The following is a 464-nucleotide window of genomic DNA, read 5'->3' as shown; positions in this document are numbered from 1 at the left end:
GCTACAAATTCCCAGTAGGCCCACTAGAATTGACTGACATCGTCGGTTTGGATGTCCGATTGGGGATTGCGGAATATTTGGAAGAAACCCTGGGCAAGCGGTTCGCTCCACCGAAACTCATGCGGGAAATGGTGGAACGTGGTGAGCTCGGTCGAAAAGCAGGCAAAGGGTTCTACGATTACAGCAGTGATTCCCAATGTTAATTTCGGGGATCAACGATGGCATTGCTGATGCGCGCAGTGCACAATCGCTTGCCGACGTCGTCCGTGATGATGACTTCGTGGCTGCACATTGTTTTGCCCAGTTTGATTGCCGTTGCCGTTGCCGTTACCCAACCATTTCTTCCCGACGAATGATGGGTGGCATTAATGTCTACTCCAACGGCGACTTTGCCAAACCGCGAGGCGTGGATAACTGCGGCCCAAGAACCGACCGCTTCTGCGAAACACACCATGGCTCCGCCG

Annotated in this window: 2 protein-coding genes; one reads left to right on the top strand and one right to left on the bottom strand. The window is 53.4% G+C overall.

Annotated features, from left to right (window positions below):
• Positions 1–203, top strand: a 203-nt coding sequence (locus BKN05_RS12310; RefSeq protein WP_286688765.1) for a 3-hydroxyacyl-CoA dehydrogenase family protein, incomplete at its 5' end; no start/stop codon positions are given.
• Here BKN05_RS12310 and BKN05_RS12305 read toward each other — a convergent pair.
• Positions 200–464 (bottom strand): PaaI family thioesterase (locus tag BKN05_RS12305; protein ID WP_286688764.1); only part of this gene is annotated, 265 nt, incomplete at its 5' end. The two genes, BKN05_RS12310 and BKN05_RS12305, sit on opposite strands and share 4 nt — an antisense overlap.

The sequence above is a fragment of the Corynebacterium sp. S5S1 genome, from assembly GCF_001913985.1.
Taxonomy (GTDB): Bacteria; Actinomycetota; Actinomycetes; order Mycobacteriales; family Mycobacteriaceae; genus Corynebacterium; species Corynebacterium marquesiae.
The sequence above is the reverse complement of the archived record's forward strand: the minus strand, read 5'-3'. Positions and strand labels throughout refer to the sequence as shown.